A 25,746-nucleotide genomic window follows, 5' to 3' on the forward strand; every position below is an offset into this window, starting at 1 on the left:
TTATCAATTTAAAGGCTTACGATTCAGAAGGTTGGACAGCCGCGCGTTTTCACTGCTTCTGTTATCGGTGCTGGCGTGAGTTTGCGGAAATGTGACAGGATTCATAGGCGTGTTACAGGTTCTGGCAGGGGATGCGCCGGTTGTCGTGCCGCCAGAAGGGGTCTGGCGGCAGGAATAAAACGGTCAGGTCATGTTATGCGTTAACGCGAGGTGACACCGAAAATCTGTTGCAGATGGCGGAGACCCGCCACGGTGAAAGCCACTTCCCGATAGCCTGCCTGCCGGGTCAGCCAGCCCTGCTGTTCAAAGCCGGTCAGCAGCGCGGCGCCCGCGTAGCCCCCGAGATGAAACTGCCGCTCACTCCAGTCCAGGCAGCCACAGCACGCTTTCCGTCGTCCGGGTTGTGACAGGTCAATCTGCAATGCCAGAAACTGCTGTCTGCCGTGAAGCGTGACCGCGCTGCCTTCGGGCGTGATCCAGCCCTGATGCACCAGTGAGGCATAGATCTGCACCGCAATTTCACCTGCCAGATGGTCATAACAGGTGCGGGCGGTGCGAAGCGCGCGTGGCGCTGTGCTCTCAGGGGCGGCAATCCGTTGCCACGACACGCCCATCATGTTCTCAATCAGCGTGGCGATATCACTGCCATTCAGCCGGTAATAACGGTGACGGCCCTGCGCCAGGCACACGATCAGCCCGCTATTCATCAGCCGGGTCAGATGTGCGCTGGCGGTGGAGGGCGCGACATCCGTGACGGCACTGAGCTCCGTGGCCGTCCATGCGCGTCCATCCATCAGCGCTGACAGCATCTTTACCCGCGAGGGATCGGCCATCGCGGCGGCGACACCGGCAATGGCGTTTTCCAGCGCGTCACTGTCGTCGGGGGCATTATGGGGTTGCGGTGTTGCCATCGGAGGATACGGCCCATTCTGTAGTCAGCCCGGCGGCTGAGAGATTGTTGTCGGTGATCAGGATCAGCCGGTTAGCGTGGTCACTGTACTGCACCAGGATATTTATCCCTGCTGCGGCCAGGCGTGTGGTAATGGCACCCAGTTCGCCGGGACGCTGCTGAGGGAGCCGGCGGATGAGTGGAACATGGACGGCTTCAACCGCGATCCCTTCCGCTTCCAGCACCCTTCGGGCCCGTTCACCCTCTGCCACCAGAAAATGGGCGTGGCTCAGTGTGCCGGACGAGAACATGCCACCGCCTTCCAGTCCAATCCCCTGATCGCCCAGCAACGTGGTAAGCCGGGAGAGCGTGCCCGGGCTATTCTGCAGGATCACATGAATGTCGAACATATTACATTTCTCCCGGGTTAAACGCATATTCTCTGACGAGGGTGACGATGCGCAGATGATAAGCGGCAAAAAGCGTCTCACGGCCTTCGCGCTGGGCAGCCTGATGGCACAGATTGCGCTTCCAGGCCCTGATCGACTCTTCATCGCGCCACCAGGAGAGTGAAAGGATTTTTTTCTCATCGGTCAGGCTCTGAAAACGCTCCAGAGAGATAAATCCCTCGTTTTCCATCAGCAGCGGTCTAAGGTCCGCCGCCAGCTGCCTGTAACGCATCTGGTGTTCCGGCAGGGCTTCAGCTTCAAATAGTACAGCAATCATTGCGCTTCTCCTTGGGGTTGATAGCCGGAAAATAGCGGGCGGGACGCGTCAATGCTTCGGCCTGAAACGAAATAAGTCCGTACGGGAGGACAATCCTGCTCTCATGAAGGCACAGGATCCCGGCTGATTAACCGTGCCGTACCAGGTTAAAACCCTCATCCTCGTGCGGCGGTTCGAAGAAGCGGGTGATGAGCGCGAACTGCTCTTCCGTGGCGGCAAAGGCGTGGCTGCCACTCTGGTTACGGGCATGCAGACGCGACAGACAGCGCGCATCCGGCACATCCAGATAGTGCAGACAATGGTCTGCCTGGGAGCGCTGAATCACCGAACGCATCCAGTCACGATTCGCGCGGGTATTGGCAGGAAAATCAAGCACCACCGACACGCCTGCGTTAAGCAGCGCCACCAGATGAGGTGTCATTGCTGTTCTGAGTTTTGCTGCACAGCGCACGTAATCCGCCACCGACTGCATCTCCTCCTGCCAGAGCGCGGCAAGCCACTGATCCTCGCTGATCACCACACACCCTGGGGACGCGCCCAGCTCAGCGGCCAGCGTCGATTTTCCTGAAGCTATTTTTCCACACAGCAGATGCAGTGTGGCCTGGGAAGCGTCCATCGTGCTGTCACTCCTGTAGCAAAGAAAGTCCTAGCGGATAAACGCCGAAAAGAGAGGGCGAAATGTGTCCGGCTGATACAGGATTCAGGCTAACAAAAGCGGCGCGGGGTGAGCAACATTATGAGAGACGAATGAGGGGCAGAACGGGGTGTCGTGTGTCTGGCTGCTTCCAGGGCTGGGGCGTTATGCCGGGTGGGATTACGCAAATCGCTGTGCAGAGCGAACTGCGCCTGAACCCGGAGGGGACTCAGGCGATAAGCAGAGAGAAGAATGCGGAACGGGAATACAGCGTAGCAGACATCATTTCCGCGCCATCAGCATGGTCAGCAGTTCACGGCAGCACGCTTCTTCTTCGACACTGTCTGCGGAGGCGAGATAGCGCAGCAGTTCCATGCAGCTTTTTTCCTTGCCCGCTTCCAGTAACTCCTCGATCAGGAAATTAAGTTTGTCCTGTTCAGAGGCAGTAAAAGAGGAGCTGAACCCGGTTTGGGTCGGGAGAGTGGGATTGACCGGCAGGGTCAGGGTGTTTTGCATCGGCATATTATTGTCCTGTTTCGGGTTAAAAAATGCACTGGTGTTGCTATTAAACTTATACAGCGATCCTTATTTTGTACAGGAATGGGATGGAATGATTTTTAACCCGGGCCTAAGCGCAGCGCGGGATGCAGAGGAAATCCCGGCTAATCATTCAGTTATCTGACAACCCTTTTCAGAAATTTTTTTCTCTGTTCAGACCTGAATCCACTTCACACGACGGCAAAAAACTTTTCATTCACGCTCTTCCCCTGATCGCTGATTTAAGTGATAGTAACGCCGCTTTACATTAATAATTCTCATTATCATCTGTGTGGGTTTTTACAATGAAAAAATGGTTTTTCGCACTGGGGATGCTCACGCTGTCAGGAATGGCGTCGGCCAAAATGATTACTGATGTCGCAGGCCGTCAGGTTGAGGTGCCGCAGGAGGCGAAGCGCATCATTCTGGGTGAGGGGCGTCAGATCTATCTGCTGGCAGCCTTTGACACCGACGCGCCCTTTAAGCGGGTCATCGGCTGGCGGGACGATCTCCACAAGGCCGACTGGGATGGCTATCAGGCTTATGAGAAACGCTATCCACAAATCAGGAAACTGCCGACCTTCGGCGGGGCGAAAGATGGCACCTTTAACATTGAGCAGGCGTTAACCCTGAAGCCCGATCTGGTGCTGATGAATCTGGAATCGAAAGCGGCCACTGATGAAGGCAAGCTGACAGAAAAACTGCAGGCGGTCGGTGTGCCGGTGGTGTTTATCGATTTCCGTGAAGCGCCGATGGTGAATGCCGAGAAAAGTATCCGCATCATGGGCGAACTGGTGAACAAACCGGCGCGGGCGCAGGAGATCATTCAGTTCCGCCAGCAGCAGATTGAGAGGGTGACCTCGCGGCTGAAAAACTTTACCGGCTATCGCCCGAAAGTGATGATCGACCGCGCCGGTGGCTACAGCGATGAGTGCTGCATGTCGTTTGGTAATGAGAACTTCGGTCAGATGGTGGAGATCGCGGGCGGACGTAATATTGCCAGAGATCTTATCCCCGGCACCTTCGGTACCGTGAACCCGGAGCAGATCATCGCCAGTCAACCCGATGTGGTGGTGGTCACCGGGGCCAACTGGAAGAACTACAATACCGTGGGCAAATGGGTCGGCGTCGGGCCGGGCGCCAATGTGACCGAGGCGACGGCGCGTCTGAAGGCGCTGATGATGCGCGATGCGTTTAAAACCCTGCCGGTGGCGCACAATGGCAACGTCCACGCGATCTGGCATCAGTTCTACGACAGTCCTTATCAGTTTGTGGCTATCCAGGCGCTGGCGAAGTGGCTGCATCCCGATCTCTTTGCCGATCTCGATCCCGACGCAACGTTCCGCGAATTTCATCAGAAGTTCCTGCCGCTGCCTTATCAGCCAGGCTACTGGGTGACACTGCCCGCAGATAAACCCTGACTGACCGGCGATGACAGGGATGTCATCGCCAGCATTACACTTCCCGCCGAATAAACCCGCTCTTTCCCTTCAGATTTACTAACCTTTTACAGGCGCGGCCTCGTTTGCTCTGAGCAGCATGACGTGTCGTCGTCCGCATTCACGCTAAAAATGGAGAGAAACATGCGCAATATCTCGGGAAGATCGGCCTTTGCCGTGACGCTGTACGCTCTGCTGGAGCCGGTGCCGCTGGGCTTTTTTGTTGCGGCCTGGCTGTTCGACATTTTCTACAGTCAGACCTTTGTGCAGTTCTGGACTGACGCCGCAGGCTGGCTGATTGCGCTGGGACTGATTCTGGCCATTGTGCCGCGACTCATCGCGCTGGTTTATCTGTTTCGCGGCAGTGACAGTGCGGAGAAGAGCCATTTCTGGCTCTGGCTGGTGGCGGTTGTGATCGCTGTCGTTAATGCGTTTATTCACAGCCGTGATGCCGCCGCGGTGATCCCGCTGGGCGTGACGCTTTCGACGCTGGTGGTGGCGCTACTGCTGCTGGCGAATGTGCAACTTGCGTTACGTCAGCGTAGCGCTTAAGGAGGAGCCACCATGAAGATACCGCATAAAACGCTGCTCGCGCTGACCCTGGCAGCCCTGCTGGCAGGCTGTGATGATGGTGCACAAATCGACCCCCAGAAGCAGACCGGTCCGAATCCTGAACTGCCAAAGGCGAAGAGTTTCTTTATGCCGCCGATGCAGGTGCCGGAAGGCACGCCCTGGAAGGCGGGTGAGATGCCCAAAGTGGCTGACGGGCTGAAGATTGAAAAGATCGCTGACAATCTGCAGCATCCGCGTCAGGTCTATGTCCTGCCGAACGACGACGTGCTGGTGGCGGAATCAAACGGCCCGGCCAAACCGACGACCCGGCCGAAGCAGCTCATCATGGGCATCGTACAGAAAGCCTCAGGTAAGGGCGGTGCAGGCGGCAACCGGATTACGCTGCTGCGCAAGGTGAACGGCAAATGGGAGCAGCACCGTTTCATTGAGAATCTGCATTCCCCGTTTGGCATGCAGCTGATTGGCAACACGCTCTATGTCGCCAATGCGGACAGCCTGGTGAAGTTCCCATATCGCGAAGGGGAAACCGAGATTCGCACCGCGCCGGAAGAGGTGACCGAACTGCCGGGCGGCCCGATTAACCACCACTGGACCAAGGCGCTGCTGGCCAGCCCCGATGGCAGCAAGCTCTATGTCGGGGTCGGTTCCAACAGTAACGTCACCGAGAACGGCATTGGCGCAGAGTATCGCCGTGCCGCGGTGCTGGAAGTGGATGCCGCCACCGGCGCCAGCCGCATCTTTGCCAGCGGGCTGCGCAATCCAACCGGCTTACAGTGGGAACCTCAGAGCGGCAAACTCTGGGCTATCGTCAATGAGCGTGATGAAATCGGCTCGGACCTAGTGCCCGACTACATGACCTCGGTGCAGGATAAAGGGTTCTACGGCTGGCCCTACAGCTACTTTGGTCAGCATGTTGATACCCGCGCCGAACCGCAGCGTCCCGATCTGGTGGCGAAGGCGATCAAACCCGATTACGCCCTGAGCTCACATGTCGCTCCGCTGGGTCTGCTCTTCTATGGCGCAGATAACATGCCGCAGTATCGTGGCGGTGCCTTTATCAGTGAACACGGCAGCTGGAACCGGACACCGCTGAATGGCTACAAAGTGGTGTGGGTGAAATTTGAGAACGGCAAACCGGTGGGGCAGCCGCAGACGGTGGTCTCGGGCTTCCTGACGGATGATCAAAAGCAGGTGCGGGGATTGCCGGTGGGTCTCGCCAGCGACAGAGAGGGGGGGGTGCTGATTGCGGATGACGCAGGGAACACCATCTGGCGAGTCAGCGCCGCCAGGTAATCCGGACGGGTCCGTTTTCACTGCCGGAAAGCAGGCATAAAAAAAGGATTTGGCATCACGCCAAATCCTTTATTTTTTTGTTCGCTACCCGGCTGGTAACCGCGCTGCGAACGGGGTGCTCAGCACTCTCCACAGAACAGATTGTAAAATGTGCGGCTAAGGATTTCAAGTTTCGCCAAAATACTGTATGTTTATACATGTGTTGAGTGTTGAGCCTCGCCTCATTGTCGACTGGCCGCTCCCAGGGGCACGGTTTTAAAATCCCGGCAGGTATCAGGTGGTGCTGGCCTGTGGCTTTAACCTTGAGTGCCGCTCAGCCCTCTCCACAAAGATGTGCTTAGGCGCCCGGCGGGTAGAGTCAAAGCCCTGGTTGCCGAACAGCGCGCTCCTGTAAAAGGAGAAGGAAAGTGATGGAACTGACTAAGCTGATTCTGGATCTTATCCGGGTCATCTTGCAGATCATCGTTGCCCTTATGCAACTGACCGGTCACGCAGGTTAACCGGAACTTGAAACAAGGCGGAGCTAACCACTCCGCCTTTTTTCTTTGTCAATTCTCTGTCATGCGCAGCGGGTAAGGTGGGGCGACAAAAGCACGCCAGCGGGGCGTGGCTTACCTGACCGGAACGATTATGTCTCTTGCCGCCGTTATGCCTGCCCGGCTTGCGCACACCTGGATCGACGACAGTGTGCGGATGCGGGAAACCACCGTGGGACAGCAGTGTGAAATTCTGGCGCACAGCCTGCTGGAATACAGTGAGCTGGGTGACTTCTCCTATGTTGGCGAACACTGCTGCCTGGCGGATACCCGCGTGGGCCGCTTCTGCGCCATCGCGAATCAGGTGCGCATCGGCGCGCCGAATCATCCGATGGATCGCGCCTCACAGCACCGCTTTACCTACTGCCCGGAGTATTATCACGCCAGCGCCCGCCGCGATCAGGGCTTCTTTGCCGCCCGCCGGGCCGACCGGGTGGTGATAGGCAATGATGTCTGGATCGGGCATGGGGTGATTGTGCTGCCCGGCGTGACCGTCGGTGATGGTGCGGTGCTGGCGGCGGGCGCGGTGGTGACCAGAGATGTCGCCCCCTACAGCGTGGTGGGGGGCGTGCCGGCGCGTCCGCTGCGGATGCGCTTTACCCCTGCGATTGCCGCCCGCCTGCAGCGCATAGCCTGGTGGAACTGGCCGCTGGAGAAACTGCTGGCGAACCTGCCTGACTTTCAGCACGGCGATATCGACGCGTTCTGCCAGCGGCACGGAGAGTAGTCAGCCGCTTCGCACGCCGATCAGGCGCGCGACACGCGCGCCATAAAGCCCGACGGCCAGCCCGGCGACAATCAGCAGCAGCGCGACAATCTTCTGCGCGGAGACCGTCTCACCAAATATTGCCACGGAACCCAGAATACCGAATACCGGCACCAGCAGGGAGAGCGGCGCAACGGTAGAGACCGGGTAGTGCTTAAGCAGCCAGTTCCACACCCAGTAGCCGAACAGGGTATTGGGATAGACCTGGAAAAGAATCGACAGCAGCGCCCGCGTGTCCAGATGGCTGAACAGTGCCTGATAGCCGCGGGTGCCGTTAACCAGGCCGTCGAGCAGAAACAGCGGCACGGGCGCGAAGGCGCTCGACCAGACCAGAAAGGCGAAGACCTGTTTTGTCCCCGCTCTCTTATTAATGATGTTGGCAACACTCCAGGCCAGCGCACCCGCCAGCACCAGCAGCATACCGGAAAAAGTCACGGACCCGTCGGTGATGAAAAAGATGCTGAGTAACCCTGCACAGGCCAGCAGACAACCGGCAATCTGATAGCGACTGAGCCGCTCGCGGAATACCCAGCCGCCGAGCAGCAGCGTGAAAAAGGCGCTGAACTGCAACAGCAGTGAAGCGATGCCCGCTGACAGCCCGGTCTTAATCCCCAGATTGACCACGCCCCACAGGCCGATCCCGAAAATCAGACCATAGCTGATGAGATAGCGCCACGGCACATCCGGTCTCCGGATAAAGAACAGGGCAGGCAGGGCGCAGAGCGTAAAGCGGATGCCAGCCAGGATAAAGGGATCGATCGCGTGCAGCCCCAGTTTGATGACGGAAAAGTTAATACCCCAGATGGCGGTGATCAGCACGGCGAGCAGCAGATGCGGGAGTTTCATGCGTGACGTGCTCCATACCAGCAGAGAAAGGCAGAGGCGCTGACTGCACCCCCCGCATAGCAGACGGCCTGCCATCCCCAGTGGGCGTAAAGCTGCGTGGCGGCAATCGCCCCCAGCGCACTGCCCAGCGAGTAAAAGCACATATAGGCACCGACCAGACGACTTGCGGCTTCGGGCCGGGCCGCGACGATCAGGCTCTGGTTTATCACATGCACCGTCTGTACGGCGAAGTCGAGCAGGATCACGCCAGCAATCAGGAACAGCAGGGAGCTCTGAAGCGCGGCTATCGGCAGCCAGGAGAGGGTCAGCAGCGCCAGGGCGAAGCCGGTCGCAGGCGGTCCCCATCCCCGGTCAGCCCATGCGCCCGCCCTGGACGCCGCCAGCGCACCGGCCAGACCCGCCAGTCCGAACATGCCGGTGGCGGTATGAGAGAGGGAAAGCTCCGTCAGCGGCAGCACCATCGAAGACCAGAGCATACTGAAGGCGGCAAAAATCAGCAGCGCCAGCAGACCGCGCCTGCGTAACAGCGGTTCCGTGAGGAGCAGCCGGAAAACCGACAGAAACCGCTGAGCAGAGGATGTGCGCTGCGGCGGGCGGGGTGTGGCCGGCAACGCTTTTGCCAGCACAAAGCTGAGCAGCAGGAGCAGCCCGGCCGCCGTCAGATAAACCGCCCGCCAGCCCGCCAGGTCGGCAATCATCCCGGCAACCAGCCGCGCGAGCAGGATGCCGATCACAATACCGCTGGTGACACTGCCCACCACCTGTCCGCGCTGCGCTGGCGAGGCGAGCAGGGCGGCCCACGCCACCATGACCTGCGTAACCACCGCCATTAATCCCACCAGCAGCATCGCCCAGAGCAGCGTCATCAGGTCGGGTGCACAGGCCGCACCGGTTAACGCCAGCACGGAAAACAGCAGCTGAGTGAGCACCATTTTTTTGCGGTTCACGCAGTCGCCCAGCGGCACCAGAAAAATCAGCCCGAGGGCGTAGCCCGCCTGCGTGGCCGTTACCACCGCACCCGTCGTGCCGGGGGAAACCTGCAGGCTGTCGGCTATCGATTCCAGCAGCGGCTGAGCGGAATAGACATTGGCGACGGCCAGAGCCGAGGTGAGGGAGAACAAAAAGATCATGCGTTGCGGGAGCGGCGGCGTCGCAGCGGCAGGCAAATCTGTCACCGTTGCAGAAACCCTGTCAGTCGAAGAAGTCATACCCTTGCCCTTGTGGTTTTTATTTGAAACCAGTTTGGCAGCATAATTATCAGCAGTGGTTTTTTTTTGCAACTTCTTTTGCGGATGACTAAGCTGGCATGATGGAATGAACAGAGTGAGAGATGAGAATGGCTAAACAGGACGCCCTGAGGACCAGCGAGTGTCCGGTCGCCAGAACGCTGGAGTCGATTGGGGAACGCTGGTGCATGATGATCGTGCGCGAAGCCTTTGATGATGTGCGCAGATTTGGCGACTTCCAGCGCAACCTGGGGCTGGCAAAGAATATCCTGGCGTCACGGCTGAAGCAGCTGGTGGAGATAGGGGTATTTGAGGTTGTGCCAGCCTCTGATGGCAGCGCGTACCGGGAGTATATCCTGACCGAGCGCGGCCGCGCGTTGTTTCCGGTCGTGGTGGCGATGCGCCAGTGGGGGGAGCGTTATCTGTTTGAGAAGGGCGAAACGCACTCGGTGCTGCTGGATAATGCGCAAGGGAAACCGCTGCCGCGTCTGGAGGTTTACTCCTCGCAGGGGCAGAAGCTGGAACCTGCCGACTGCCATCGTCAGCGGGTCATCGCGGAAGGATAATCGACCTGGCGGACCTGTCGTTATCATCACATTTTCGAATGACAGGTTGCCTTGTAACTTTCCGGTGCGCATGACACCATCAATACATGTATAGACATGTATCTTCAACCGTCTTACTGACTGATCCCTTTTTACTCAACGCATCTCTCACTGTTCCAGCGAGGACTCTATGTCGGTCAAACCCTCTGTATCAGACTATCCAGGCGCAGAGAAACCGCGCCTGTCGGAAACCCGCTCGATTGATTACATTCCCTTGCAGGAGCGTCACGGTCATCCCTTCAGTCAGTTCACACTCTGGTTTGGCGGCAATCTGCAGATTACGGCGATCGTGACGGGTGCGCTGGCTGTCGTACTGGGTGGCGATGTGGTGTGGTCGCTGGCCGGTTTACTGGTGGGTCAGATCTTAGGGGCGGGGATCATGGCCCTGCATGCGATTCAGGGACCGCGCCTGGGCTTACCGCAGATGATTACCAGCCGTATGCAGTTTGGCGTCTTTGGTGCCGTGATCCCGCTGGTGCTGGTCTGTATTATGTATGTGGGCTTTTCAGCCAGCGGGACGGTATTAGCGGGACAGGCGCTGGCCAGACTGATTCACGTCAGCAACGCCACCGGCATGGTGGTGTTCAGCGTCCTGATTGTGGTCATTGCAGTACTGGGTTATCGCGTCATTCATCAGCTGGGAAAACTGGCGAGCGTGATTGGCGTGGCAGCCTTTGCCTATCTCTTCATTACCCTGTTCACAACCCATGATTTATCGGCGGTGTGGCAGAACCGGCACTTTACCCCGGCAAATTTTCTGCTGGCGGTTTCGCTCTCTTCTTCCTGGCAAATCGCGTTCTGTCCCTACGTCTCTGACTATTCCCGCTATCTTCCCGCGCAGGTTTCCGCGAAGAGACTCTTCAGTGCCGTCTTTTTTGGCACCGTGCTGGGCACCCAGGCGTCGATGACGCTGGGCGTGATCGTGGCGGCGATTGCCGGCAGCGCGTTTTCAGGCAATGAGGTCGGCTACATTGTGAGTCTGGGCAGCACGGCCACGATGGCGATGGTGATCTATTTCGCGATCTGCTTTGGCAAGATTACCTTTACCACGCTGAATGCCTACGGCAGTTTCATGTCCCTGACCACCATTGTCTCTGGCTTTCGGCAGCAAACGACGCTGAGCCAGGGCGGGCGCATCCTGTTTGTGGTGCTGATGGTCACGCTGGCCTGCGTCATCGCTCTGCTCAGTGAACCGGCCTTCCTGAAATCCTTTACCCACTTCCTGCTCTTTCTGCTGGCGTTCTTTGTGCCCTGGAGCGCCATCAGCCTGACGGATTTCTACCTCGTTACCAAAGGCCGCGTCGATATCCCGGCACTTTCCCGGCCCGAGGGACGCTATGGTCGCTGGAACCTCACCGGCATCGTGGTCTACTTTCTGGGCGTGGCGGTGCAGCTGCCGTTTATTGACAACCCTTTGCATCATGGCTCACTGACCTGGATTTTTGCCGGCAATGATGTCTCCTGGATCATCGGCTGGTGTGTCACTGCACTGCTATGGCTCGTCGCCAGCCGCTGGGATCGCCGCGGCACGCCCTCTGCGGGATAAAAAAGCCGCCCTGAGGGGCGGCTTTTTTGACTGTCATGCTGAGATGGTGCGGGTGCGCCCCAGCGGCTGACCTGTCAGGCAGCAGAAACGTCGGCGGTGCCCCCCTCAGCGTCAGCCACCAGCGGTTTTTCCGGCTGCAGCAGCGTCATGGCCAGCATGCTGCCAAAGGCGATAAGCGCCGTCACGGTGAACATCGCGTTATAGCCGTAATACTCCGCCAGCCAGCCGCACAGCATCGGTGAGATAATCGCCGCCAGATTGGCAATCGCCAGCGTCATGCCGCTGAAGGTGCCTACCGAGGCTTTCGGGCTGACATCGATCACCACCGACCAGTAGACATTATTCACCAGCGCATTGAGTGCGTTGCCCAGGGTCATCAGCGCAATAATGCCTGTGGCCGACTGCATATAGGGGATCGCCATAAAGCAGCAGGCGGTGCCGCAGAGCGTCACGGCGGCGAACAGGTTGCGCGCCAGCCGCAGGTTATGGAAGCGCGCCAGCAGCGCGTCGGCGATGCGGCCGCCCAGCAGGACCGTCAGGCAGGCACCGCTCCATGGGATCATCGCCACGTACCACAGCGAGTGCAGATCGTAGTGGAAATTATCCTGCAGATATTTCGGCATCCAGGTCACCAGCGTGAAGGTGATGTAGAGGAAGGAGAAATAGCCCAGCGCGTTGCAGACCAGCGTCCGGCTGGTGAAAAAGCGCCACCAGGGCAGCGGCACACTGTCCGCCGCACTGCGGCGCTGCCCGGCGTGGATCAGCGCGCGCTCGGCCGGATTGGTGGCGGCGCTCTTTTCCGGGCTGTCGCTGAAGGTCCGGGCAAACAGCGCCATCGCCAGCAGGGAAAAGACCCCCAGCAGAATAAACATCATGCGCCAGTCATGGGTCAGCAGCAGCAGGCCCACGGCGATTGGGGCGGTCAGCAGGGCGCCGACCTGGGTCGAGAGCAGGCCGATGCCCAGCGCAAAGCCACGCTCGTTGTCAGGGGCCCAGTGGGCAATCGCCTTGTTCATCAGCGCGTAGGCCGGGCCTTCGGAAAAGCCGAACAGAATGCGCAGGGCGGCAAAGCCCATAATGGCTGATCCGCCAAACAGTGCCATACCCAGCTCACCCGCCCAGGCGGTGGCGATCTCCAGTAACGACCAGAGTACGCCTGCCAGCAGCCAGACTTTTTTGGTGCCGATGCGGTCAGCCAGAAACCCGCCGCACAGCGAACCAAACAGATAGCCAAAGCCAAAGTAGCCCAGCACGGCGCCGAGCTGCACCTTACTGAAATGGTATTCTGCCGCAATGGCGTTGGCTGCAAATGAGAGGGCGCCGCGATCGATATAGTTAATCAGCGCGATCAGGAACAGCAGTGAAAATATGGTGTAACGGTAACGGCTGGGTGTCATCTCACTTCTCCTGATTGATAGTTTCAGGAGAGCTGAAGCAAAATTGATGCCGGAAAAGCGCATCGCCCGGCAAAGCCCGGCGGGCCGGGGAGCCCGCCCGCCACATCAGGCAGTGATCGCGCTAATTATTCGCCTGCGCATCAATGCAGTGCAGTCACTGCCTGCCGATGGGGAGTCTCAGGCCGCGTTATGGTGAGTCGTGCTGACGTGCGGCAGGGGAACCACGACCGCGACCACCGCGGCATCAGAACCCGGCTTTGCCGGTGGCATTTCGCCAACGTGCTGCAGGATCTGCTGCTGATAGGTTGCATCTTCCACCGTGGTCTGTTCACCCAGCAGTACGCCCGCCTCATTCACGTTTTTGCCTTCGACTTTCATTTTATGTGTGGCGCTGGCCAGCATCCACTCATATTCAATATCAACGTGTCCGCTATCAATACAGCGAATGCCGTGCTGACTTAAATCATAGGCCAGCACGGTAGCGGTCGGGCCTAATGAAATTAAGACCAGATCAAAGCTGACCGCCTGCGCTAATACCGTGTCAAAAAGACGATCGTAAACAGAAAAGGCATTACGGTTCAGCGTGGTAATACGTTTCACCTCGAGGGCACCATCCAGTAAATCGTTGCCTAATCCCAGACGCGTTCCGCTGCCTTCGACAATTAATACCCGGCGGTTCTGATAGAGCTGTTTAAATTTATCAAATATCGTCCGGGATAACTGTTTGCCTTTATAGTCGTGATAAGGGCGGGTCACGGAAGTATTTCCATAGCGGTACTGACTATTCAGCAGCGCATCATAATGTCTGAAATAAAAGGATTTATGGAAGAACCAGAACAGGGCCGATCCACTGCGCATATTACGGGTGGTGCGAAAGGCATCGGGCAGACAGATCAGACAGTTCGGGTTGGTCTGCGGATCCTGCAGCAGCAGGGCCTTGAGCCGCGCAGAGAGGTTCGGATCAAAGGGCTGAAAGCCGATATTTTTATACCAGGTCATCTCCAGTTCACCGTCACCATAACGGGCCAGCGATAATTGAGGATTACGCAATAACAGGTCAATCGTCTCTTCTATCGACATAACAGAATAACGTTTTACCCGCGCCTGGGCGGCAGGGTAACGAATCGCGGCGTGTATAAATTTAAACGGAAAACGAAGCTTGCGATAAATCGCATTCAATGCGGACATAATTACCTGCCTGAGTTATTGCTGCATGAAAAAAATCCTGCCTGATGGCCGGATAAATCGAAAAGATAATGCTGATATATATCACAGATAAATGAAGCGTCAGGCTGCGGAAACTCTGAAATCGTTTTCAGCGCCGGAATGCCTTCCTGCATTAATGTATTAATTATTGCTTTCCGGCCGGTTAAACAGGGCGGTGATAAATGTCTGTCCCGAATAAACGGGCGAAAAATAATTTCGCGCTGCGCCAGTCGGGGGCTCGCTGGAAAATAAAAGATGCGGAACAGTCGCGTTGCCAGTTTCAGCAATAAGATTAAACCCTGAACAGGGATTAAAAAGCATTATGATTATTTGACACTCGTTTTTATTCAGCGATGACGCATAAGTGAGCATTACTGAAGCCCGGTTTGTCTGATATTTCTCCACCTTTGAACAAAAGGTGCGATAACCTGCGGCCTGAGGTTAATTTATTGTGATGAATATCGCGTTATTGTCCCTTCCGGCAGCAGAAAAAGCGGCAATACCGGTCTGGATCGGGTGCGGTTAAATAAAATTCATTAATGATTTACGTCTGTACACGTTTTTACATATTTCATGTGTAAGTTAAAATCTCGTTGAAATTATGTTTCACGTTTGACGTTTCTGACGCCGCTAATGACCCGAGGAAGGATCATGATCAATAAAATAACCAGTATAATCATGGCGATATTTGCTATTGCCCTGATTTACATGGGAGGAAAACTCCTGCTGGCAGGAGGCAGCGCATTTTATGCGCTGATGGGTGTAGGCGTACTGCTCAGCGCAGTTCTGCTGTGGATGAAAAAACGCAGCGCGCTGACGCTCTATGCGCTGCTGATGTGGATCACACTGTTCTGGATGATCCGGGAAGTGGGCTTCGATAAGTGGCAGTGGATCCCGCGCGGGGATCTGTTCGGGGTGCTCGGCGTCTGGCTGGCGCTGCCTTGGGTGGTACGTCCTCTGTTTCAGGGACAGCGCCGCTTTCATCCTTTCCTGGGCAGCTCGGTTATTGTGATGCTGCTGCTGGTCGCCGGCCTCTGCTTCTACGATCCGCTGCCGCAGCAGGGGACCATCACGACAGCCCGTAACAGTTCCGTCACCGGTGGCGCGGATGAGGAGTGGCGCGCCTATGGCGGGACAGCAGAGGGTCAGCGTTTTTCGGCGCTGAAACAGATCACCAAAGATAACGTGAAAAATCTGGAAGTGGCGTGGACCTATCACACCGGCGATCTGCGTCAGGAGGGCGATGCTACCGAGTACACCTTTGAAGCGACGCCGCTGAAAGCTAATGGCATGCTCTACTTCTGTACGCCGCACAACGAAGTGCATGCGCTTGACCCGGAAACCGGGGCGGTGAAATGGAAAGCCGTCCCGGATAAAAACCGCTCCTGGCTGCAGCAGCATCAGACCTGTCGCGGTGTGAGCTACTTCGATGCCGGTCAACTGGCGCAGCAGGCGACGGAGAGGGCACCGGCCCTCTGCCGCAAGCGAATTTTTAACGCCACCACTGATGCCCGCCTGCGGGCGCTGGATGCCGACACCGGCAAACCCTGCGCTGACTTCGGCAACAACGGTGAGGTGGATCTGCGCGCTAATATGGGCGAGCTGCGCCCGCACGCACTGATGCAGACGGCCGCACCGCTGGTGGCCGGTAATCTGGTGATCGTGGGCAGTTCGGTCATGGATAACGGGTTTAACACCGGCAATCCGTCAGGTGTCATCCGTGCCTATGATGCGGTCACCGGGCGTCTGGTGTGGAACTTCGATCCGGCTAACCCGGAAAAGAGCGCGCCTGTTGCTGACGCGGTCATCTATCCGCAGGACACCCCGGTCGCCTGGGCAACCCTGAGCGCCGACCTGAAGAACGGTCTGGTCTACGTTCCCTTTGGTAATGCTTCACCGGATGAAGTTGGCACGGCTCGCGATCCGGCCAGCAATACCGAGAAATTCCGTGATGCGCTGGTGGCGCTGGATTTGAAAACCGGTGCTTTCAGATGGCGTTATCAGAGCGCAAACCACGACCTCTGGGACCGCGATAATCCGTCGCAGCCCTCGCTGGTGGACATCAGCTATCAGGGCAAGCCACAACCGGCGGTGATCCTGCCGACCAAAACCGGCAACCTGTTTGTGCTGAACCGTCTGACCGGCGAGCCGGTTTATCCGGTTAAGCAGGTGAAGGTCTCCACGGACGGTATCCCGGGCGAGCAGTATGCGGCAACCCAGCCGGTTTCCAGCCTGAACTTCATTCCGCAACCGCTGACGGAAAGCGCCATGTGGGGCATTACGCCGTTTGACCAGATGGCCTGCCGCATCACGTTCCGCGAGCTGCGCTATGATGGCAATCCGTGGACGCCGCCAACGGAGAAAGGATCGCTGATCTTCCCCGGCAACATCGGTGTCTTTAACTGGGGCTCTGTCGCTGTCGATCCGCAGCGTCAGATGCTGATAGCGACCCCGGTGCGTCTGGCCTACAAATACAACCTGATTAAACGCACGCCGGAAACGGAAACGCAGCGGACCTTCACCAAAGATGGCACGCCATACTGGAATGAGAACTTCCACGGTGACTACGCGATCCATATTCAGCAGATGGCCTCCGGGCTGGGCATTCCCTGCATTGCGCCGCCGTGGGGACGTATGGTGGGGGTGGATCTCACTACCGGTAAAACGGCGTGGCTGCGCCGCGTCGGCACCACCAAAAACCTGAAGACCAGTTTCCTGCCCGGTCGCTTCCCGCTGGGATTCCCGATGGGCATGGTGGCTCACGGTGGGCCGCTGCTGACGGCGGGTGATCTGGTGTTCCACGGTGCGACGGCGGATAACTTCTTCCGTGCCTACGACAGCACCACCGGCGAACTGCTGTGGCAGACGGAGCTGAGTGCCGGTGCGCAGGCCACGCCATCGACCTTTATGGGTAAAGATGGCCGGCAGTATGTGGTGATTGCGGCGGGGGGGCATGGCTCGCTCGGCACCACGGCGGGCGACAGCGTGGTCGCTTTCCGCCTGAAGTAACCTCAGAGACTGAGCGCCATACGGGCGCTCAGTTTTTTTACTTTTCTGTCTGCCCGATTCGCCCTCTCTCTCTGTGCATTACAACCCGTTGTATTACCTTTCTATTCTTCCAGCAAAACCTGCCAGACCGATGATACCGTATCGAAACTATTTCGTGACAGCGCTCGCGGTTTAGCGATTTGCCTGGCCTGTCCGACTTGCGCATTGAGCCGCGAAGCGTAGAGTAAACCATAACTTCACAACTAATCGTGAATATGAAAAGTACTTCACAATACGCACTCTGAAGGATTGATGCTCATGTCGGAACTGAAATTTGCTACCCGTCTTAACTCTTTCGCCTCGGGGGCGCACCTCTACTGGCCCGGCCAGCAGGGCAAGCCCTCGGTACTGCAGATGGTGGCCCGTGCAGGCAAGGTTAAAGGTCTGACGCATCTCGATCTTAACTATCCGCAGCATCTCACCAGCGACATTCCCACGCTGCGCCAGGCGATCAGCGATGCGGGTCTGGCGGTCAACGGGATGCAGATGCGCTGGGATGCGCCCCAGTTCAAAATTGGCGCGTTCACTCATCCTGATGCCAGAGTGCGTCGCGAAGCGATCGAGCTGACCAAACGCGGTATCGACGCCGGTCGGGAGTTTGGTTCACGGCTGATGACGCTGTGGATGGGGCAGGACGGTTTCGATTACTGCTTTCAGGCGGACTATAAGAAGATCTGGGAGGATGCCGTCAGCGCGGTGCGTGAGGTGGCGGAGTACGCCCCGGATGTAGATGTCAGCATTGAATATAAGCCCAACGAGCCGCGCGCCTACAGCATCTTTCCCAACGCCACCACCTGTCTGCTGGCGGTGGAAGAGGCGGGCTGCGCCAATCTGGGGATTACTCTGGATTTTGCTCACGTGCTGTTTGCCAATGAGATCCCGGCCTTCGCCGCCGCGATGGTGGCACGCCGCTCGCGGTTGCTGGGGCTGGACCTTAATGATGGCTGGGGCAAACGCGACGACGGGCTGATGGTCGGCTCGGTCAATCCGCGCGCCACGCTGGAGTTTCTCTGGCAGATGCAGCGCGACGGTTACCGCGGTGCCTACTACTTCGATACGTTCCCGGATGCCAGCGGCCTTGACCCGATTCGGGAAGCGGAAAGCAATATCGCGACCGTCACCCGCTTGCTGAGGTTGTGTGACCAGCTGCATGGCAACGCGGCATTACTGGCGGCCATCGAGCGTCAGGATGCCGTTGCCTCCCAGCAGATCGTCAATGACATCATGCTGGCGCGATAACGGCCCGCTTCTGCGTAACCTGAGTCTGTAGAACAAAAAACGTTACCCACACCCTGAGAATAAAAAAATGAAAAAACGCCTGCTTGCTCTTATCGCCTCCTCACTGCTCTGCAGCACCGTCTATGCGGCAGACCTGGCCCCGTTGCAGTCAGATACGGAACCGGATCGTACCGACTGGACGCAGCTCGACAGCAAATATGGTGCCCTGCCAAAAGTCGACAAGGCGCTGAAGATTGGCGGGGTGTCAAAAACCCTGACCAATGAATACTGGCGATCACTCGGCCAGGGCTACCAGAACGCAGCAAAGAAATATGGCATCACGGTGGCTTATCAGGCGGCGGCTAATGAAGACGATCAGCTTGGTCAGCTGTCGATTGCGGAAACCCTGATCTCGCAGGGCTTCAACGGCCTGCTGGTCTCGCCGCAGACCGACATTAACCTGCAGCCTGCGCTGGAGAGCGCCAGCAGTAAAAATATTCCGGTGGTCAACGTCAATGACGCTGTGATGCCGGATGCGCGCTACTACGTCGGCAACGTCCAGAAAGATAATGGCGTGCGGGTGGCGAAATGGTTTATTCAGCACCATCCGCAGGGCGGCAAAGTGGCGGTCATTGAAGGGCAGCCGGGGGTGTATGCCGCCGGTCAGCGAACCCGTGGATTCAAAGAGACGCTGGACAGCGCCGGGAAATTCACCATTGTCGCCAGCGTGCCGGCAAACTGGAGTCGCGAGCAGGCCTTTAATGCCGCGTCGACCATTCTGCAGCAGCACCCTGATCTGATCGGCATCTACGCCAACAATGACACGATGGCGCTGGGCGTGGTGGAAGCGGTGCGTGCGCAGAACAAAGCGTCACAGGTGGCGATCTTTGGCACCGACGGCATTTCTGATGCTTACGCCTCGATTAAACGCGGTGAACTCACCGGCACGGTAGACAGCTTTCCGGTTCTTACCGGTGAAGTGGCAATGGACGTCATGATCCGTCTGATCAACGGTCAGAAGCTGTCGCGTGTGGTTTCAACGCCTCAGGCGCTGATCACCAAAGAGAATGTCGACGCGTTCTCAACCAAAGATAACGCGCGGTTGCGTCAGCTGCTGGTTCAGCAATAAGTCAGCGGGAGCGGGTATGGAACAGTTTCGCTTAATGATGCGCGGCATCAGTAAAAGTTACGGTAACGCCGCCGCGCTGCAGGATGTCGATTTTACGGTGCGGCCCGGCGAGGTGCATGCGCTGATTGGAGAAAATGGCGCGGGCAAGTCGACGCTGCTGAACATCCTCTCCGGCGTACGCGGTGCGGACAGCGGAGAGATCAGCGTCAACGGCAACCGGGTTCAGATCCGCAGCCCCCTCAGCGCCCGGCAGGCCGGGATTGCGATGATCCATCAGGAGTTGCAGCACGTTCCGGAGCTCTCCGTCGCGCAGAACATGTTTCTGGGTCGCCCGATAACCTGCGCCGGAGGCTTATGGGTGAATAAAAAAGCGCAGCTGGCGCGGGCTGCGCTGATCCTGAAGACGCTGGATCCCACTATCGATCCCGATACACCGATCCGGAATCTCAAAGTGTCGCAGCAGCAGATTGTTGAGATTGCCCGTGCGCTGCTGGACGACGCAAAAATCATCGCGATGGATGAGCCAACCTCCAGCCTGACGCCACGGGAGTTTGACCGTCTGGCCGAGCTGATTGGCGATCTGAAGTCGACGGGCGTTTCGCTGATCTACGTGTCGCACAAGATGAATGAGATTTTCCGGGTCTGCGACCGCGCGACCATTATGCGTGACGGTAAGCAGGTGGGCGTGGTCAATATCCGTGAGGAGAATGAAGAGAGCATCGTCGCGAAGATGGTCGGACGGAAGATCGACAAACTCCATCATCAGACGTTTGTCAGCGATCGTGAAGTGCTGCGGGTCGAGGATCTGACGCGCGGCAAGGAGGTGGTTGGGGCGAACTTCAGCGTGCGGGCTGGCGAGGTGCTGGGGATCGCCGGGCTGGTCGGCGCGGGTCGCACTGAACTGCTGAAGCTGATTGCCGGTATTGATCGGCGTACGCGTGGCTCAGTGAGCGTCAATGGCAACCCGGTACAGAACCACAACGTGCGCGCCGCCATTAAGGCGGGCATTGGCCTGGTGCCGGAAGATCGCAAAAAAGAGGGCATCATCAAAGAGCGGGCCGTGAAGATGAATATGGCGCTGCCGTCGATGCACCGTTTCACGTCGGCGGGGCTGATGAATCAGTCCCGGCTTGATCGGGAAGCGCTGCGCGTAATGGGCGATCTGAAGCTGCGCCCGCTCGATATCGAAAAAACCATCGGCACGCTGAGCGGCGGTAATCAGCAAAAAGTGATCATCGGTCGCTGGGTGGCGGCGGACGCCAATGTGTTTCTGTTTGATGAGCCGACGCGTGGCATCGACATTGGCGCCAAGTCTGAGATCTATCATCTGATTGAAAAGCTGGCGCAGTCGGGCAAAGCCATTGTGGTGGTCTCATCAGAGATGACCGAGATTATGCGCATCTCAGACCGGGTGCTGGTGATGCGGGAAGGGCGGATCACCCGAGAGCTTACCGGCAGCGCCATCACCGAAGAGAACATTGCCCGTTATGCCATTAAAGAGAGCGACCAGCCTGCCTGACCGCTTACCTGACATTCACTAAGGTGATAACTATGACCACTCAGACCTCTACCGGGCCGGGTACCCGTCCCGCGCTGCGGCTTAAATTTAACGTACGGGATGCCGGTACCTTAATCGGCTTACTGATTATCGTGGTGACATTTTCGTTTCTGTCGCCGGTGTTTTTCACACTGCCAAATCTGCTGAATATTCTGCAGCAGTCTTCGATCAACGCCCTGATTGCACTGGGCATGACGCTGGTGATCATCTCCGGCGGGATTGACCTTTCGGTCGGCCCCACCGCGGCTCTCTCGGCGGTGCTGGGGGCGACCCTGATGGCGTCAGGTGTACCGGTGCCGCTGGCGATCCTCGCCACGCTGGGCGTCGGCGCGATGTGTGGTCTGTTCAGCGGGTCACTCATCGCTTATGCCGGGCTGCAGCCGTTTATTGTGACACTGGGTGGCCTGTCGCTGTTCCGGGCCATTGCGCTGATCTCGACCGGCGGAAATCCGGTTTTCGGTATTCCGCTGGCATTTCGCAGCCTGATCAACAGCACGATTTTAGGTATCCCGACCCCCATCGTGATTGTGGCGATCATCGCGCTGCTGCTGTGGACGGTCATGAATAAAACCCCGCTGGGGGAATATATTCTGGCGATTGGCGGCAACGAAGAGGCGGCACGGGTCGCCGGTGTGCCCGTGAAGCGCACCAAGGTGACGGTTTACATCTTCTCCGGCCTGCTGGCCTCACTGGCCGCGCTGATTCTGATTGGCCGTCTGGGCGCTGCCGAGCCAACCATCGGTAACCTGTGGGAGCTGGACGCTATCGCGGCGGCGGCCATTGGTGGGGCTTCACTGATGGGGGGGAAAGGGAGCATTTTCGGGACGCTGATTGGCGTGGTGATCCTCGGCGTGCTGCGTAATGGCTTGACCTTGCTGAATATTCAGGCCTTTTACCAATTGCTCGCTACCGGCCTTATTATTATCATAGCGATGTTGATTGACCGGGCGACCCGAGGCAGGTAATGAAGCAAGATCCGCGAGCCATTGGTGCTCAGATTCGTATGCGTTTGCCCCAGCTGACGCCGTTAGAACGTCGGGTGGCTGAGGCCATCATTGCCCGAACCGACATTACCGAGCAGTCATCCTTAAAAGAGATTGCGCAGGAGAATAATGTCTCTGAAGCGATGATCGTTAAGATCACCAAAAAGCTTAACTTCACCGGCTTCAGACATTTCAGAAGTGGTCTGATCTATTACAACCAGTCTGAAGTAGCGGGGCTGCATGCGGAAATTGAGCCGGATGATTCGTCGGAGCAGTTGCTGGCCAAAGTGTTCAGAACCTCAATCCAGGCGATTGAAGAGACCTTATCAATTCTGGATGTTTCTGAGTTCAATCGGGCGGCGGACATTATCTTTAAAGCGCGTCATATCGATCTCTATGCCGTCGGCGGTTCTGCCGCCGTCGCGCGGGATCTGTCACACAAGATGCTGAAGATAGGCATCAAGTCGACCGCCTATGATGACGCCCATATCATGCTGATGTCAGCCGCCGTGTTATCTGATGACGATGTGGTTATCGCCATCAGCCACTCGGGTGCAACACGCGCAGTGAACGATCCGGTCAAACTGGCGGGAAGAAATGGTGCGAAAGTGATCGCCATTACCAACTACGCCGAATCGCCGATCGCGCAGAGTGCGCATGTGGTCCTCAATTCAACCTCTCAGGGATCGCATCTGTTGGGTGAAAACGCCGCGTCACGCATCGCCCAGCTCAATATTCTGGACGCGCTGTTTGTCGCTATCGCCAAGAAAGATCTGAAGCGGGCGGAGAAGAACCTGATGAAAACCCAGCATGCGGTTCAGGATCTGCGGGAATTCTAGCTATGAGCAAAATTGCAGTCACCGGCAGTCTTCATTACGACATTATGCTGGACGCGCCTCATCGTCCGGAGAAAGGCGAAACGGTGATGGGCAGTGCCTGTCACTATAAGTCTGGCGGCAAGGGCGGAAATCAGGCGGTGGCGGCGGCCCGGGCGGGGGCTGCGGTGCGGTTCGCCGGTTCGGTGGGACGCGATCAGCAGGGCCAGTTTCTGCGGGACTTTCTGCAGCAGGCTGGCGTCGATTGCACGGCGGTGAGTGTGATCGAGGCGATACCTTCCGGCATGAGTGTCGCGATTACCGATGCCGAAGGGGATTACGGTGCCGTCGTGGTGTCCAATGCCAATCAGCACATTCCGCTGGAGACTTTCGAACAGCCAGGCTTCTGGCAGGATGTCTCACTGCTTGTGCTGCAAAACGAGGTGCCGGAAACGGTCAATCTTTGTGCGGCCCGGGCGGCGCAACAGCGGGGGATTAGGGTCTGCGTCAATGCCGCGCCCGCACGCCCCCTGTCGGCGGCGTTTGAAGCGTGTATCGACCTGCTGGTGGTCAATGCCATTGAAGCGCGCGATATGTGCGGGATAAGCGTACAGGATCTGACGTCAGCCCGCGCGGCCGCGGAATCGCTGGCGGGACGCTTTGCCAGGGTGGTCGTGACCGCAGGGGAACACGGCGTCGCTTTCAGCGAGGCGGGAGAGACGCACACGCTGGTGGCGCAGAAGGTGACGCTGGTCAGCACCCATGGTGCCGGGGACTGTTTTGTCGGCGTGTTGTGTCAGCGTCTGAGCATCGGGGCAACGCTGAGAGAAGCGGCAGAAGAGGCTAACCGAGCGGCTGCCGAACACGTTTCCCGGCAGCCACACTGATCGAGACGTGTGCCACGTCACTGACGTGGCACACAAATTCCATCAGCCGCCGACCTTCACTACGGTCTTGCCGAAGTTTTTGCCGTTCAGCATATCGATAAACGCCTGTGGCGCGTTCTCTAATCCCTCAATCATGTGCTCGCGATAGTGGATCTTTTTGCTCTCCACCAGCGGCGTCATCGCCTTCAGGAACTCAGGGTAGCGGTCGCCGTAATCCTGGAAGATGATAAAGCCCTGCATACGGATACGACGTTTCAGGATACCCGCCATGATCAGGGAGGTTCTGTCCGGGCCTTCCGGCAGCTCGCGCTGGCTGTACGCCGACACCAGACCACAGACCGGCACACGCGCGGCGGTGTTCAGCAGCGGGAACACGGCATCAAAGACTTTACCGCCCACGTTTTCGAAATAGATATCGATGCCATCCGGGCAGGCGTTCTTCAGCTGCTCTTCAAAGTCAGCACTGTGGTGGTCGAGGCAGGCATCAAAGCCCAGGGTTTCGATGGCATAACGGCATTTTTCTTCACCGCCCGCCACTCCGACCACGCGACAGCCTTTCTGTTTCCCCAGCTGACCCACCGTTGCGCCGACCGGACCGGTTGCGGCGGCGACCACCAGGGTTTCACCGGCTTTCGGCTGGCCGATGTCCATCAGGCCCATATAGGCGGTAAAGCCTGGCATACCGAGAATGCCCAGCGCCCAGGAAGGGTTGGGCAGGTCGTTGCCCAGCTTCGCGATCTCTTTGCCATCGGAAACGGCATACTCCTGCCAGCCATTCTGCGACAGGACCCAGTCGCCTTTCTGAAACTCGCTGTTTTTTGATTCAGCCACCTGACAGACGGTGCCGCCCACCATCGGCTGATCCAGCTCTGCTGGCGGGGCGTAGGATTTCCCCTCATCCATCCGGCCACGCATGTAGGGATCGAGCGACAGGTAGATCGTCTTCAGCAGAATTTCACCCTCTTTCAGTTCCGGCACGGGCTGCGCCACATGGCGGAAATTCTCTTTGGTCGGCTCGCCGTGTGGGCGTGAAGCCAGTAACCAGGCGTGATTCTGAGGCGCGTGTTCAGTCATATTGTCATCCTTTTATGGCCTGGCAATGCACAGGGCATCGCCGTATGAATACCGGAAAAGTGTAGATGACGGAGAGGGGAATGCCTTTAGCACGATGAGCGGCAGACCGTTCCCCTCACCAGCGATTGCAGCGTTGCGGGCGGGGTGACACAGCGTCTGTCAGGCGATGACGGCCCCTTGCCCGGACGGCGTGATATTCACATTCGCTTGCAAAATCGCGCCCTGATTAATCTGCTTCACGCGATTCTGCAGCGCATCCGGGGCCACGGGAGGGGCGGATGAGTGTGATAGAACTCTGTAAACAGAGAGGAGAGAGAACCATGCACATTCAGCACATGCGAATCGCACGGCCGGTTACCAGCCTGACAGAAATGTCTCAGCGCTATTGTCACGGGTTAGGATTGCAGAAAATCGGTGCCTTTACCGACCATGAGGGATTCAGTGGCGTGATGCTGGGCGCGCCGGGGCTGGCCTGGCATCTGGAATTTACGCAGTCACTTACGCATCCCCTGACGCCGTCACCGTCGCAAGAGGATCTGCTGGTGCTTTATCTGCCGCATCGGCCTGACTGGCTGGCCCGTTGCGCCGCGATGGATGAGGCAGGATTCCGGCGGGTGCCTTCTTTTAATCCTTACTGGGATCGGCAGGGCGTGACATTCAGTGACGATGATGGTTATCGTGTGGTGATTCAGCATGCAGCCTGGCATGTCGAAGGCTGATCTTTTAATGAAACGGAGTGTCCCCTGAACATACTTTGCTTCCACACCGCGGCCAGTAACATAGCCATATTTGATGATGCCGCTGCCTCGCTGGCG

25 protein-coding genes are annotated in these 25,746 nt (G+C 57.8%); 14 read left to right on the forward strand and 11 right to left on the reverse strand.

Translation table 11 applies throughout. From position 1 onward, the window contains the following. Window positions 1–200 precede the first annotated feature (200 nt). The 5 genes from AC6I7A_RS09175 to AC6I7A_RS09195 all read right to left on the reverse strand — a co-directional run bounded on the left by AC6I7A_RS09175 (window position 201) and on the right by AC6I7A_RS09195 (window position 2,771). On the reverse strand, window positions 201–911 hold the full coding sequence (locus AC6I7A_RS09175) for an ArsR/SmtB family transcription factor (protein ID WP_058958226.1): 711 nt from the start codon (window positions 909–911) through the stop codon (window positions 201–203). Continuing rightward, complete coding sequence (locus tag AC6I7A_RS09180) at window positions 889–1,299, reverse strand: amino acid-binding protein (protein WP_009090237.1); 411 nt, start codon at window positions 1,297–1,299, stop codon at window positions 889–891. Before AC6I7A_RS09180 ends, AC6I7A_RS09175 begins: the two co-directional genes overlap by 23 nt. Before the next feature lies 1 nt (window position 1,300). Further along, window positions 1,301–1,615: an antibiotic biosynthesis monooxygenase family protein gene (locus AC6I7A_RS09185; protein ID WP_265135872.1), complete on the reverse strand. Its 315-nt coding sequence runs from the start codon at window positions 1,613–1,615 to the stop codon at window positions 1,301–1,303. Between the two features lie 127 nt (window positions 1,616–1,742). Further along, window positions 1,743–2,231 (reverse strand): P-loop nucleotide/nucleoside kinase family protein, encoded by a 489-nt coding sequence (locus AC6I7A_RS09190; RefSeq protein ID WP_058958225.1) that lies wholly within the window; start codon window positions 2,229–2,231, stop codon window positions 1,743–1,745. 300 nt (window positions 2,232–2,531) lie between these two features. Beyond that, window positions 2,532–2,771, reverse strand: a complete 240-nt coding sequence (locus tag AC6I7A_RS09195) for a hypothetical protein (protein WP_058958224.1) — start codon at window positions 2,769–2,771, stop codon at window positions 2,532–2,534. 320 nt (window positions 2,772–3,091) lie between these two features. Between AC6I7A_RS09195 and AC6I7A_RS09200 the strand changes: the two genes are divergently transcribed. From AC6I7A_RS09200 to AC6I7A_RS09215, 4 genes are all read left to right on the forward strand, one after another. Further along, window positions 3,092–4,207, forward strand: a complete 1,116-nt coding sequence (locus tag AC6I7A_RS09200) for an ABC transporter substrate-binding protein (RefSeq protein WP_009090234.1) — start codon at window positions 3,092–3,094, stop codon at window positions 4,205–4,207. Window positions 4,208–4,369: 162 nt separating this feature from the next. Next, window positions 4,370–4,777 carry a DUF2231 domain-containing protein gene (locus tag AC6I7A_RS09205; RefSeq protein WP_058958223.1) on the forward strand — a complete coding sequence of 136 codons (408 nt, stop codon included), beginning with the start codon at window positions 4,370–4,372 and terminating at the stop codon, window positions 4,775–4,777. A gap of 12 nt (window positions 4,778–4,789) precedes the next feature. Beyond that, entirely contained in the window at window positions 4,790–6,091 is a 1,302-nt protein-coding gene (locus AC6I7A_RS09210) for a PQQ-dependent sugar dehydrogenase (protein ID WP_046101813.1), read from the forward strand. Between the two features lie 630 nt (window positions 6,092–6,721). Beyond that, window positions 6,722–7,354: a DapH/DapD/GlmU-related protein gene (locus AC6I7A_RS09215; RefSeq protein ID WP_058958222.1), complete on the forward strand. Its 633-nt coding sequence runs from the start codon at window positions 6,722–6,724 to the stop codon at window positions 7,352–7,354. Here the strand turns inward: AC6I7A_RS09215 and AC6I7A_RS09220 are convergent, their stop codons facing one another. Together AC6I7A_RS09220 and AC6I7A_RS09225 are read right to left on the reverse strand one after the other, a co-directional pair. Continuing rightward, on the reverse strand, window positions 7,355–8,239 hold the full coding sequence (locus AC6I7A_RS09220) for an EamA family transporter (protein ID WP_058958221.1): 885 nt from the start codon (window positions 8,237–8,239) through the stop codon (window positions 7,355–7,357). Then, window positions 8,236–9,369: an MFS transporter gene (locus tag AC6I7A_RS09225; protein WP_230200884.1), complete on the reverse strand. Its 1,134-nt coding sequence runs from the start codon at window positions 9,367–9,369 to the stop codon at window positions 8,236–8,238. The genes AC6I7A_RS09220 and AC6I7A_RS09225 overlap by 4 nt, the downstream gene beginning before the upstream one ends. A 206-nt stretch (window positions 9,370–9,575) precedes the next feature. Here AC6I7A_RS09225 and AC6I7A_RS09230 point away from each other — a divergent pair, with 206 nt between their 5' ends. Together AC6I7A_RS09230 and AC6I7A_RS09235 are read left to right on the forward strand one after the other, a co-directional pair. Continuing rightward, the gene (locus AC6I7A_RS09230) at window positions 9,576–10,031 is read left to right on the forward strand and encodes a winged helix-turn-helix transcriptional regulator (protein ID WP_058958220.1); all 456 of its coding nucleotides are present in this window, start codon (window positions 9,576–9,578) and stop codon (window positions 10,029–10,031) included. A 169-nt stretch (window positions 10,032–10,200) separates the two neighbouring features. After that, on the forward strand, window positions 10,201–11,616 hold the full coding sequence (locus AC6I7A_RS09235) for a purine-cytosine permease family protein (protein WP_058958219.1): 1,416 nt from the start codon (window positions 10,201–10,203) through the stop codon (window positions 11,614–11,616). Between the two features lie 74 nt (window positions 11,617–11,690). Here AC6I7A_RS09235 and AC6I7A_RS09240 read toward each other — a convergent pair whose 3' ends face one another. The 3 genes from AC6I7A_RS09240 to AC6I7A_RS09250 form a co-directional block, all read right to left on the reverse strand. After that, window positions 11,691–13,013, reverse strand: a complete 1,323-nt coding sequence (locus AC6I7A_RS09240; protein WP_058958218.1) for an MFS transporter — start codon at window positions 13,011–13,013, stop codon at window positions 11,691–11,693. A gap of 177 nt (window positions 13,014–13,190) precedes the next feature. Next, a complete protein-coding gene (locus tag AC6I7A_RS09245) occupies window positions 13,191–14,201 on the reverse strand; it encodes a GT-D fold domain-containing glycosyltransferase (RefSeq protein ID WP_046101817.1) in 1,011 nt (336 codons plus the stop codon). A 2-nt stretch (window positions 14,202–14,203) separates the two neighbouring features. After that, window positions 14,204–14,506, reverse strand: a complete 303-nt coding sequence (locus AC6I7A_RS09250) for a hypothetical protein (RefSeq protein ID WP_058958217.1) — start codon at window positions 14,504–14,506, stop codon at window positions 14,204–14,206. Between the two features lie 364 nt (window positions 14,507–14,870). Between AC6I7A_RS09250 and AC6I7A_RS09255 the strand changes: the two genes are divergently transcribed. From AC6I7A_RS09255 to AC6I7A_RS09285, 7 genes are all read left to right on the forward strand, one after another. After that, window positions 14,871–17,228 carry a membrane-bound PQQ-dependent dehydrogenase, glucose/quinate/shikimate family gene (locus tag AC6I7A_RS09255; RefSeq protein ID WP_058958216.1) on the forward strand — a complete coding sequence of 786 codons (2,358 nt, stop codon included), beginning with the start codon at window positions 14,871–14,873 and terminating at the stop codon, window positions 17,226–17,228. Between the two features lie 297 nt (window positions 17,229–17,525). Further along, window positions 17,526–18,506 carry a TIM barrel protein gene (locus tag AC6I7A_RS09260; RefSeq protein ID WP_058958215.1) on the forward strand — a complete coding sequence of 327 codons (981 nt, stop codon included), beginning with the start codon at window positions 17,526–17,528 and terminating at the stop codon, window positions 18,504–18,506. Between the two features lie 67 nt (window positions 18,507–18,573). Next, window positions 18,574–19,614 (forward strand): sugar ABC transporter substrate-binding protein, encoded by a 1,041-nt coding sequence (locus AC6I7A_RS09265; protein ID WP_009090224.1) that lies wholly within the window; start codon window positions 18,574–18,576, stop codon window positions 19,612–19,614. A 16-nt stretch (window positions 19,615–19,630) separates the two neighbouring features. Continuing rightward, a complete protein-coding gene (locus tag AC6I7A_RS09270) occupies window positions 19,631–21,133 on the forward strand; it encodes a sugar ABC transporter ATP-binding protein (RefSeq protein ID WP_058958214.1) in 1,503 nt (500 codons plus the stop codon). Between the two features lie 32 nt (window positions 21,134–21,165). Further along, window positions 21,166–22,137: an ABC transporter permease gene (locus AC6I7A_RS09275; protein WP_058958213.1), complete on the forward strand. Its 972-nt coding sequence runs from the start codon at window positions 21,166–21,168 to the stop codon at window positions 22,135–22,137. Beyond that, window positions 22,137–22,994 (forward strand): MurR/RpiR family transcriptional regulator, encoded by an 858-nt coding sequence (locus AC6I7A_RS09280; protein WP_009090221.1) that lies wholly within the window; start codon window positions 22,137–22,139, stop codon window positions 22,992–22,994. Before AC6I7A_RS09275 ends, AC6I7A_RS09280 begins: the two co-directional genes overlap by 1 nt. A 2-nt stretch (window positions 22,995–22,996) precedes the next feature. After that, window positions 22,997–23,857, forward strand: a complete 861-nt coding sequence (locus AC6I7A_RS09285) for a PfkB family carbohydrate kinase (protein WP_009090220.1) — start codon at window positions 22,997–22,999, stop codon at window positions 23,855–23,857. A gap of 42 nt (window positions 23,858–23,899) precedes the next feature. On the opposite strand, the gene curA is transcribed toward AC6I7A_RS09285, so the two are convergent. Continuing rightward, window positions 23,900–24,931, reverse strand: coding sequence for an NADPH-dependent curcumin/dihydrocurcumin reductase (gene curA, locus AC6I7A_RS09290; RefSeq protein ID WP_058958212.1), 1,032 nt, complete (start codon window positions 24,929–24,931; stop codon window positions 23,900–23,902). Between the two features lie 320 nt (window positions 24,932–25,251). On the opposite strand from curA, the gene AC6I7A_RS09295 reads away from it, so the two are divergent. After that, entirely contained in the window at window positions 25,252–25,650 is a 399-nt protein-coding gene (locus AC6I7A_RS09295; RefSeq protein ID WP_058958211.1) for a VOC family protein, read from the forward strand. Window positions 25,651–25,746 lie beyond the last annotated feature (96 nt).

The organism is Type-F symbiont of Plautia stali, from assembly GCF_059731105.1.

Bases quoted from the DNA above. Each gene is read 5' to 3' on its own strand.
- AC6I7A_RS09255 (WP_058958216.1), top strand. From the start codon at position 14,871: ATGATCAATAAAATAACCAGTATAATCATGGCGATATTTGCTATTGCC.
- AC6I7A_RS09240 (WP_058958218.1), bottom strand. From the start codon at position 13,013: ATGACACCCAGCCGTTACCGTTACACCATATTTTCACTGCTGTTCCTG.
- AC6I7A_RS09205 (WP_058958223.1), top strand. From the start codon at position 4,370: ATGCGCAATATCTCGGGAAGATCGGCCTTTGCCGTGACGCTGTACGCT.
- AC6I7A_RS09185 (WP_265135872.1), bottom strand. From the start codon at position 1,615: ATGATTGCTGTACTATTTGAAGCTGAAGCCCTGCCGGAACACCAGATG.
- AC6I7A_RS09195 (WP_058958224.1), bottom strand. From the start codon at position 2,771: ATGCCGATGCAAAACACCCTGACCCTGCCGGTCAATCCCACTCTCCCG.
- AC6I7A_RS09215 (WP_058958222.1), top strand. From the start codon at position 6,722: ATGTCTCTTGCCGCCGTTATGCCTGCCCGGCTTGCGCACACCTGGATC.
- AC6I7A_RS09210 (WP_046101813.1), top strand. From the start codon at position 4,790: ATGAAGATACCGCATAAAACGCTGCTCGCGCTGACCCTGGCAGCCCTG.
- AC6I7A_RS09235 (WP_058958219.1), top strand. From the start codon at position 10,201: ATGTCGGTCAAACCCTCTGTATCAGACTATCCAGGCGCAGAGAAACCG.
- AC6I7A_RS09220 (WP_058958221.1), bottom strand. From the start codon at position 8,239: ATGAAACTCCCGCATCTGCTGCTCGCCGTGCTGATCACCGCCATCTGG.
- AC6I7A_RS09180 (WP_009090237.1), bottom strand. From the start codon at position 1,299: ATGTTCGACATTCATGTGATCCTGCAGAATAGCCCGGGCACGCTCTCC.
- AC6I7A_RS09280 (WP_009090221.1), top strand. From the start codon at position 22,137: ATGAAGCAAGATCCGCGAGCCATTGGTGCTCAGATTCGTATGCGTTTG.
- AC6I7A_RS09175 (WP_058958226.1), bottom strand. From the start codon at position 911: ATGGCAACACCGCAACCCCATAATGCCCCCGACGACAGTGACGCGCTG.
- AC6I7A_RS09270 (WP_058958214.1), top strand. From the start codon at position 19,631: ATGGAACAGTTTCGCTTAATGATGCGCGGCATCAGTAAAAGTTACGGT.
- AC6I7A_RS09275 (WP_058958213.1), top strand. From the start codon at position 21,166: ATGACCACTCAGACCTCTACCGGGCCGGGTACCCGTCCCGCGCTGCGG.
- AC6I7A_RS09285 (WP_009090220.1), top strand. From the start codon at position 22,997: ATGAGCAAAATTGCAGTCACCGGCAGTCTTCATTACGACATTATGCTG.
- AC6I7A_RS09230 (WP_058958220.1), top strand. From the start codon at position 9,576: ATGGCTAAACAGGACGCCCTGAGGACCAGCGAGTGTCCGGTCGCCAGA.
- AC6I7A_RS09295 (WP_058958211.1), top strand. From the start codon at position 25,252: ATGCACATTCAGCACATGCGAATCGCACGGCCGGTTACCAGCCTGACA.
- AC6I7A_RS09245 (WP_046101817.1), bottom strand. From the start codon at position 14,201: ATGTCCGCATTGAATGCGATTTATCGCAAGCTTCGTTTTCCGTTTAAA.
- AC6I7A_RS09225 (WP_230200884.1), bottom strand. From the start codon at position 9,369: ATGATCTTTTTGTTCTCCCTCACCTCGGCTCTGGCCGTCGCCAATGTC.
- AC6I7A_RS09190 (WP_058958225.1), bottom strand. From the start codon at position 2,231: ATGGACGCTTCCCAGGCCACACTGCATCTGCTGTGTGGAAAAATAGCT.
- AC6I7A_RS09260 (WP_058958215.1), top strand. From the start codon at position 17,526: ATGTCGGAACTGAAATTTGCTACCCGTCTTAACTCTTTCGCCTCGGGG.
- curA (WP_058958212.1), bottom strand. From the start codon at position 24,931: ATGACTGAACACGCGCCTCAGAATCACGCCTGGTTACTGGCTTCACGC.
- AC6I7A_RS09200 (WP_009090234.1), top strand. From the start codon at position 3,092: ATGAAAAAATGGTTTTTCGCACTGGGGATGCTCACGCTGTCAGGAATG.
- AC6I7A_RS09265 (WP_009090224.1), top strand. From the start codon at position 18,574: ATGAAAAAACGCCTGCTTGCTCTTATCGCCTCCTCACTGCTCTGCAGC.